This is a genomic window from uncultured Methanobrevibacter sp. (assembly GCF_902801725.1).
Classification (GTDB): Archaea; Methanobacteriota; Methanobacteria; order Methanobacteriales; family Methanobacteriaceae; genus Methanocatella.
This window is the reverse complement of sequence record NZ_CADCJB010000049.1, coordinates 1-9362: the sequence shown is the minus strand read 5'-3', so window position 1 is coordinate 9362 and position 9362 is coordinate 1. Positions and strand designations below refer to the sequence as shown.

The window sequence follows — 9362 nt, the reverse complement described above, 5'->3', positions numbered from 1 at the left end:
ACTTCAAATGAAATTTTGGAAGCAGATTCCGGTTTTGCAGTAAATGTTTCTAAAGTATTCATGAATCCGGATACCTATCCTAGATTCTGGAAGTAAAAAGGTTTTTAATAAAAAAAATGCAAGAATCAACATAGTCTTAATGTTGATTACTTTTAAATTTTAATTTTTCCGATTTGGAGTTGTACTATATTCCGAAGTACCCTTTAACTACCATTGGAGTTATATGTGCTTCAATAATACCTGCTATGGCCAAAAGAACGAGCATTACAATTAAAATTACTAGAATATCTTTTAAAAATGTTTCATTATCATTAAGAGTGCTTTTGAAACTTCTGTTTTTAATCATTTTAATTTCCAATTGGGTTATTTTAAATGCAATTGCAAGGGCTAGCGCTCCTGCGAAATATTCTATAATCCCATGGGGTAAAATACTGGTCATTGCATAGGGCAAATCCATTCCAAATAGCCCTCCAATAGTAATTCCATTAAATATCACCAATATTACTGATATGATTGAGAAAAATATTCCTCCAATTATAACAAAGAGGTCCGCAATGGTATTGTGGATAAAATAGCCAATAGCACTCATTCCGGTATCGGTATCATTGCTAGGCTGTGTATTTTTTATTTCCTGGGAACTAAGTTCTTTTGAAATTATATTATAATTGCCGTCTGCTTTCATATATGCCATGCCAGCACCTGCAACAGCACTAAGGAGCATAATGATAACTGCAATTAGGATTACTTTTTTATTTCTGTTAATAAATCCCTTTTCTATAAGTTTCATATTTATTAATATATTGGTGATGTTTAATTAATTTGTTGTTTTTTTTAATATCTCCTGATATTTTTTTTTAGAAAATGCTCTTTAAGGGTTGCTTTTTGAACTTTATTTTTTTATTTTTTTTAAGTTTTTGGTTAGTTTTATTTATGGTTATTTATTATTTTTCAATTTTGTCCATATTTCAATTGGTAAATATTTCATAAAGTAAATTATTCTTATAATATTAGATAAATGTTTAATTTTTCTTATTTAGATTGATATGTATGGTTCATTTTTTAAAAATAATATGGATATTATTATAGTCTCATTTGTAATTGTTGGACTATTTCACAAATATTATATATTATTTCCGATATAAAAAATATCATTGTAAAATTTTCGAGGTTGAGATTATGTTGAATAAAAAAATTGTAATGCTTGTAATCATTTTCATTAGTTTATTCGCTATCTCAACCGTTAGTGCGGAGGATAATTTAACGGTGGATAGTTATGCACTGGATGGTAATAATGAGTCTGGTGATGTTTTATCTGCTTGTGATAATAATGAATTATCTGCAGGTACAAAAACTTTTACAGATTTAAATAATCTTATTAATTCTAATCATAATTTTTATATTGATTTGGATTCTGATTACAAATACACTTCTTCCGATTCGGCTTTTATCAATGGTGTTTCAATTGACCGTTCAGTTAATATTAGAGGTCATGGATTTACTATTGATGGAGGCAATCAGGCAAGAATATTTCATACATCAGACGCTTATGTAAGCCTCAATGATATTAATTTTATCAATGCATATTCAGATTCTGGCGGCGCCATTTTAGGTCCTAACTATTCGACAACAAATTGTAATTTTACAAATAATCATGCATCCAAATTCGGGGGAGCGTTGTATAATGGCCATGCAGAAAATTGCATTTTCACTGATAATTCTGCAGGCAGCTATGGAGGTGCAGTGTACGAAGGAAGTGTTAATAACTGCATTTTTAAAGGTAATCATGCTACAGATGGTGGTGCAATTTATAATGTGTATGCTACTGAATCAACTTTTATTTCCAATTCAGCATCCCAATCTTGTGGTGCAATGTACGGCAGTTCTGCAGGATATTGTACATTTATAGCCAATTCTGCACATGACCATTCAGGTGCTTTAGGTTTTGGTTATGCGATTGGGTGTACTTTTTTAAATAATACTGCTTACCAATCAGGAGCTGTAGGCGGTGCAGGATCTGCTGAACAATGTACTTTTAAATATAATTCTGCTGAGGAAGGAGGAGCTATTTTCGGATGTCTTGCTAAACAATGTACTTTTATAGAAAATCGCGCTAACCAGGGTGGAGCAATGGCCGGTGGAAACTCAGCTGAGGATTGTGTTTTCATTAATAATCATGCCATTGCTAAAGGCGGGGCTCTGCTTGAAGTTTATGCACTTAGGTGTAATTTCACTGGTAATCATGCCATAGATGGTGGGGCCATGTATTTGAATTCCGCAAAAGATAGTAATTTCATTGAAAACTCTGCGATTAACGGTGGAGCTATCTTCAATACTCATGCAGTATCATGTTCATTCACCAAAAATACAGCCAATAATGGTGGTGCCATATGTGATGGGTCTGCTATTTCGTCTTCATTTAGGAATAATCATGCGATTAATGGTGGAGCGGTATCTGGGGGCTCTGCTGAAGGGTCCGTTTTGGCATGCACATTTATCAGTAATACTGCAGAAGAATATGGCGGTGCAATATATGCAACATCAGCTATTAGATGTTACTTCAAATCAAACTCTGCAAAATATGGTGGAGCAATATCTTTTGGAAGTTCTGCTTCAGAATCAGTTTTTGTTGAAAATGTTGCTAAAGTTTCTGGCGGAGCCAAATATCAGTCATATGCGGGTAATTCTAACTTCACTGGTAATTTGCCTATTTATACCTTGTATGTTTCTAATTTAGACTCAGTTGAAGGTTTTGGGGGTAATGTTAAAATACGGCTTTCCGATTCTCCTAACAATGATATAATAGGAGAAAATGTTACCATCAAAGTTTATAATAGCAAAAATAAGGTTATTGGTACTTATACTTCTCAGACTGGCTATAATTGGTTTGTAGATTTGCCTGCAGGTAAATATAGGGCAGTCTTAAGTGTTAATGATATTGCATTTGAATTGGATCCGGTTAGAATATCTATCAATATCCTGAAATCTTCATCCATTTATGTTGCAAATGTTGTCGCTAATTATAATGACGGTAAATGTTTATTGGTTAATTTGCATGATTCCAAGGGCAATGTAATAAAATATACTAAAGTTTCAATTAATATTAATGGTCAAACCATGACATTTTCTACTGATGACAATGGTCAGGTTTTCTTTTCCACTAGGGGATTAGTTCCTAAAGAGTATGTTGCAACTGTTAAATTTGCTGGAGACAGAACTTATTATGAATCTTCTGCCAGTGCAAAGGTTACAGTCAAAAAGGTCAATTCGAAAATTATTGCATCCCAAAAAACATTTAAGTTTAGGGACAAATCAAAAGCATATTCAATCACTTTGAAAAACAATAAAAATGTTATAATAAAATTTGCTCAGGTTAAAATAACTGTTAAGGGCAAAACCTACTCTGCCAAAACAAATGCTAGAGGTATTGCAATATTCAAACTCACCAAATTAACCAAAAAAGGAATTTATGTTGCTACAGTCAAATTTTCAGGAAATAATTGTTACAAATCAGTATCCAAAAGGGTTAGGGTTATTGTAAAATGATTTCATTTCTTTTTTTACAAATTTTTAACTGTCCAGTTCAATTTAAATTGTTGACATTATTGAATCATAAAATATTTTAATATAACAATAGATACATATTATAAGGTGATTAAAAATGAGTTTAATTTTTATTATAGTTTTGATTGTTATATTCATATTTATTTTAGTAACAATTGTACACTTGTATAACAATCTTGTTAGTTTAAGAAATAGAGTAAAAAACAGTTACTCACAAATTGATGTTCAACTTAAAAGAAGGAATGATTTGATTCCAAACCTTGTAGAAACAGTTAAAGGTTATGCTGCTCATGAAAAAGGAGTTCTTGAAGAAGTTACCAAAGCAAGAGCTGGAGTAATGAATGCTAATGGTGTTGAAGAAGTTAGTGCTGCAGACAATCAGTTAACTGGCGCATTGAAAACTTTATTTGCTGTTGCTGAAAATTACCCTGACTTAAAAGCAAACAGCAATTTTCAACAACTGCAATCTGAATTGTCCGAAACTGAAGATAAAATCTCTTATGCAAGACAATTCTATAATGATGTCGTTTTAAAATATAATAATGCGTGTGAAACATTCCCAAGCAATATTTTTGCAAAATTGTTCCATTTTGAAACTGCAGAATTCTTTGAAGCTCCTGCAAGTGATAGGGAAGTGCCTGAAGTAAAATTTTAATAAGAGGTTCGTATGAATAATAAAGGAGTATTAGGAATAATCTTTTTATTTCTAATATTGATTTCAGCAATTTCTTTTGTTTCAGCAGAGGACCACAGTTATTCTATTGAACATGCATGGATTGATTTGACCGTTGGAAGTAACGGTCAGCTTCATGTAAATGAAACATACCAGTACTCCTTTGATGGTGAATTTTCCGGGGTCTATAGGGACATAACCATTCGGGATGGTCAAAAGATTTCGAATATTAAGGTAACTGCTGACGGGGCTTATCCTGTTTTAAAACAGGAGGACCAGGACGGAAACAAGCATCTGATAATCTATTTATACTCTGATGCGGCACACACTAAAAAGATAAAAGACACTAACGTTAAGGTCAATTTAAATTTTGACTTTTCAGGTGTTGTAACGCTGTACAATGACACAGGACTTCTGCAATATAACCTGTGGGGTAAAAATTGGGATAAAGGTGTCGGAGGGATTGATTTAAAAATCCACGCTCCAGGAGATAAGAACAATGAAATTTATTTCACTCCTTCCAATCTTATTAAATCCAATAATACCAAGGGGGATTTGATTACAGCCACTACTGATAAGGTTTCCGATGATACCGTTTGTGGTTTTGTTCTTTTAATGCCTTTGGATGATTTTGACAATGCAAGCTATGCCAAACATTTGAATGAAAACGGTAAGGAGCAGGTGCTTAAAAGCATTAATGACAGCTTGAACGGCGAAAAGTTTTGGGATTCCATATTTTCAATTTTAACTTTCATACCATTTTTAAGCCCGATTGGTGCAATAATCATATATTTAAGACATGGAAGAGAACCTAAAGTTGATTATGATGGTATATATGAAAGGGAATTGCCTACGAATGATTCTCCTGCTTTTGTAAATGCTCTTGTTGATAGCAAAAATGATATTGGAACTCCGAACATGAAGGGATTCGAAGCAACAATTTTAAGCCTAATTGATAGGAAAGTCCTTGATTTGTACTCACGGGAGAATAGTGAAACAGATACTCGTGATTTGTTCTTAAAATTTGATTATGATTCAAAAGAGCAATTGACTGACAGTGAAACAATTGTATTTGATTGTTTGGAAAACTTTGCTGATGACGGCATTTTGAACCTGTCCACATTAAATAATCTGTTGGAAAATGAAGACAATGCAATATGGTTTGCAGGCCAAATCCAAAATTGGCAAGGTTATGTCATTTTTGAAAGTGATGAAAGCGGAATTGACGCCTACTTTGATGATTCCGGATCCATGTCAATGGTTGGGCTTGGTCTTCTTGGAATTGTTGTTGGTATTGCAATCGCAGCTATTGGATTTTTATTTGGAGAAACTCATTTCTTCTCCCTGCTTATTTCGGGAATCGCTTTAGTGGTATTTTCTGTAATCTTGCTATTCATTCCTGAAAGTGTTTTCGGGCACTGGACAGAAAAAGGCAGATTATTCTATCTCAAGTGGTCAAACTTTAGGAAGTTCCTGAATGATAACAGTTTAATTAAGGAACATCCTCCCGAATCAATTGCCATTTGGAAAAAGTACCTTATTTATGGTACTGCCCTTGGAGTGGCTGACAAGGTTTATGATGCCATGAAACTGCAAATGCCGGATATTTATGACTATGATGACGGTATTTTCTTATATCATCACTATGGTGGATATTACATGATGCATAATGCATATCATGTCGGTGATATGGGTGCGCCTTCATCATCTGATTCACATGATTTCGGCGGTTTCGATGACTTCGGTGGCGGAGGATTCGACGGCGGAGGCGGAGGAGCATTTTAGCTTCTCTCTTCTTTTAATTTTTTTTTAGATATTATGGATATAAATAAGGGTTTAGTCATTATCTCAATTGTTTTGCTATTGTTTTTAACAGTTGCCAGTGTCTCTGCTGATGACGATAAAAGTTATACTATTGATCAGGCTTTTATTGATTTGACTGTAGAAAGCAATGGGCTGCTTCATGTGGATGAACAGCTTGATTATACTTTTAAGGGAACATATAATGGTGTATATAGGGATATTCCTCTCAAATCCGGCGAAAGCATAGAAAATATTAAGGTCTACGCTGATGGTGCCTATCCTGTATTGCAGCAAAGCGATGAGGATGGTCAGAAACACTTGAAAATATATCTCTATGCTGATGCAGCACATACAAAAAAGATTCATGACTGTTCCGTGTCTGTTTTTATCAGTTATGACATGAAAAATGTAGTGACATTGTTCAATGATGTAGGTGCTCTCCAGTATAAGATTTGGGGAGACCAATGGGATGTTGGAGTAGGTAGCATAATTACCACAATAACTCTTCCTGGCGATAAAAACAATACTTACTATTTAAACCCTGATGAATACACAGTCAATTGTAATTCAAATGGAAGAACAATCGCTGCTCAAACTACTGATATTCCCAAAGGGGAAATTTATGAAGCTCTTGTTCTGATGCCTTTGTCTGATTTTAATGATGCATCTTATGCAAAGCATGTAAATGAAAACGGCAAAGACAATATCATTAAAAATCTAAATGATAGTATTGATAGCAGGAATTTTTGGAATACTGCATACCTTGTTTTTGGTTTGCTGTCAGTATTGGCTCCAATTGGAGTATTATTTACATATATTAAATTCGGCAGGGAACCTAAAGTTGATTATGATGGAATATATGAAAGGGAACTGCCTTCTGATGACCCGCCGGAGGTAATCAATGCACTTATAGATAATCGAGCATCACTTGGTGAACCTAATATGAAAGGTTTTCAGGCATCCATTATGAATCTTATTGATAGAAAAGTTCTGGGGCTTGAAACAATAGGAAATCCTGATTCGGATACCAAAGAGCTGTTGTTGGATTTCAGCAATGTCGATAATGGTTATTTGTCTTTAAGTGAAAAGAATCTTGTTAATACATTGTATCCTTTTGCAGACGGTGATATTTTAAATCTTTCTACATTGGAGGATAAGTTGTCTTCCGAACGCAATGCAAAAAGCTTTCAAGAGGATTATAAGTCTTGGGTTAAACATGTTGAAAAGGAAACTGAAGGTAAGAAAGCAGAATACTTCGATGACGCAGGTTATTCTTTAAGTATTCTCATTGCGATTGCAGGGCTGGTTTTCGGAGTAATTATTGCTGTTATGGGCTTTTCAACAGAACTTGGAAACGGTTTCATTTCAATCATTGGTGGAGGATTTTTAATAGTCTTTTCATTGATGCTTTTCTTTGTCCCCAATGATATATTTGGAAGATGGACAAAAGAGGGCAGAATCTTCTATCTCAAGTGGTCAAATTTCAGGAAATTCCTAAAGGACAACAGTTTAATTAAAGAACACCCTCCGGAATCAATAGTTGTCTGGAAAAAGTACTTGATTTATGGCACCGCTCTTGGAGTATCTGACAATGTATTCAAGGCTATGAAATTGCATGTGCCGAATGTTTCCGATTATGATGATGGCATTTTCATCTATCATTATTATGGTGGATATTATCTGTTTGCTCATGCATATGATACCAGTGTATCTGCAGCAAATCCTTCATCAGGATCAGGCGGTTTTGGTGGCTTCGGAGGAGGTTCCGGAGGTGGTGGAGGTGGAGCTTTCTAGTTCCATTTTTTCCATTTTTCTTTGGAATGTTCGAAATATTCAATATAATATTTCATTGGATTTAATTTTTTTTACAAAATAATGTATTTAAACAATACCTTTATATATGGGTAAGTAAATATATTATGTTATCATGTTATTCTAGATATCATGATGTGCAAGTATTTGCTAACTATTTTATGCCGAGATAGTCTAGCCTGGTAAGGCGCGAGACTGGAAATCTCGTGGGCATTCCGCCCTCCTGGGTTCAAATCCCAGTCTCGGCGTTTATTAGTTTTTAACTTAGTTTTTTTGTTTTATTGAAAATACTTGTTAAACTGATATTTTTGCACTCTTAGTTTATTTAAACTAAGTTTTATATTGTTGAAAGAACTGTGTTTTGAGAAACTCAAAACATTCGAATCTATATTTTACGTCTCGTAGGTTCGCTCTATAATTGGAGGTTATTTAATGGAAGACGAATTCAAGCACTTAGTGCGTATTTCAAGAAAGGATGTAAGTGGTAATAAAACCATTGAACAAGCTTTAACCGAAATTAAAGGTGTTGGAATATCTTTATCTAAAACTATGTGCCGTACTTTAGACTTAGATTTAGACTCTAAAATTGGATACATTGCTGACGAAGATGTTTTAAAAATTGAAGAAATTTTAGAAAATCCTCAGAAATTTGACATTCCATCATGGATGTTAAACAGAAGAGAAGATTACGAAACTGGTGACGATATTCATTTAATCGAATCAGATCTTGACATGACATTAAGGGATGATTTGAACAGAATGAAAAAGACCAGAAGTTACAAAGGTAGAAGACACGAAGTTGGTTTACCTGTTAGAGGTCAAAGAACCAAATCTACTTTCAATTAAATTATTAAATTCAATTTTATAAGGAGATGTTTTAATGGGACAACCTAGAAAATCAAGGAAAAAGTATAATACACCACCACATCCTTGGAATGCAGAAAGAATTAAAAATGAAAATAAATTAATGACTAAATACGGTTTAAAAAACAAAAAAGAAATTTGGAAAGCTGATACTTTAGTCAGAAGATACAGTAGGGAAGCAAGATACTTACTTGGTTTTTCCGCTGATCAAATGCAAGAAGAAAAATTAGAATTATTAGGACACTTAGCTAGAACCGGTGTTTTGCCAGAAGGTGCTGCTCTTGAAGATATTTTAGATTTAAATGTTGAAGATATCTTAAGAAGAAGATTACAAACTATTGTATACAAAAAAGGTTTAGCTCGTACTCCTAAAGAAGCAAGAATGTTTGTTGTACATGGTCACATAACCTTAAACGGTAAAAAAATCAATTCACCAAGTTATGTGGTATTGAAAGGTCAAGAAGATGAAATCGGTTTCTACCGTTCTTCACCTGTAGCAAAACAAATCGAAGAGTACAACAAGAATAAGGATGATAAAGCTAATACAGAAGAATAAAGGGTGTAATTATGGCAAAAGATGAAAAATGGGGTATAGCTAATATTTACTCATCATTCAATAACACTATTATTACTGTAACAGATATTACTG

General features: G+C 33.7%; 7 protein-coding genes, 1 tRNA gene and 1 pseudogene. 8 read left to right on the top strand and 1 reads right to left on the bottom strand.

What is annotated here, in order from left to right:
- Positions 1 to 184 precede the first annotated feature (184 nt).
- Positions 185 to 787 (bottom strand): stage II sporulation protein M, encoded by a 603-nt coding sequence (locus QZV68_RS09245; RefSeq protein ID WP_296880720.1) that lies wholly within the window; start codon positions 785 to 787, stop codon positions 185 to 187.
- 389 nt (positions 788 to 1176) lie between these two features.
- Here QZV68_RS09245 and QZV68_RS09240 point away from each other — a divergent pair, with 389 nt between their 5' ends.
- The 8 genes and pseudogenes from QZV68_RS09240 to rps11p all read left to right on the top strand — a co-directional run.
- Entirely contained in the window at positions 1177 to 3543 is a 2367-nt protein-coding gene (locus QZV68_RS09240) for a hypothetical protein (RefSeq protein ID WP_296880719.1), read from the top strand.
- A 115-nt stretch (positions 3544 to 3658) separates the two neighbouring features.
- Positions 3659 to 4216 carry a LemA family protein gene (locus QZV68_RS09235; RefSeq protein WP_296880718.1) on the top strand — a complete coding sequence of 186 codons (558 nt, stop codon included), beginning with the start codon at positions 3659 to 3661 and terminating at the stop codon, positions 4214 to 4216.
- A 12-nt stretch (positions 4217 to 4228) separates the two neighbouring features.
- Positions 4229 to 6019, top strand: coding sequence for a DUF2207 domain-containing protein (locus tag QZV68_RS09230; RefSeq protein ID WP_296880717.1), 1791 nt, complete (start codon positions 4229 to 4231; stop codon positions 6017 to 6019).
- Positions 6020 to 6052: 33 nt separating this feature from the next.
- Positions 6053 to 7831 carry a DUF2207 domain-containing protein gene (locus tag QZV68_RS09225; RefSeq protein ID WP_296880716.1) on the top strand — a complete coding sequence of 593 codons (1779 nt, stop codon included), beginning with the start codon at positions 6053 to 6055 and terminating at the stop codon, positions 7829 to 7831.
- A gap of 181 nt (positions 7832 to 8012) precedes the next feature.
- Positions 8013 to 8097 (top strand) — tRNA-Ser (locus tag QZV68_RS09220).
- 184 nt (positions 8098 to 8281) lie between these two features.
- Positions 8282 to 8695, top strand: coding sequence for a 30S ribosomal protein S13 (locus tag QZV68_RS09215; protein WP_296880715.1), 414 nt, complete (start codon positions 8282 to 8284; stop codon positions 8693 to 8695).
- Between the two features lie 34 nt (positions 8696 to 8729).
- On the top strand, positions 8730 to 9269 hold the full coding sequence (locus QZV68_RS09210; RefSeq protein ID WP_292609885.1) for a 30S ribosomal protein S4: 540 nt from the start codon (positions 8730 to 8732) through the stop codon (positions 9267 to 9269).
- 11 nt (positions 9270 to 9280) lie between these two features.
- Positions 9281 to 9362 (top strand): annotated as a pseudogene (gene rps11p / locus QZV68_RS09205) (30S ribosomal protein S11); the annotation flags it as partial.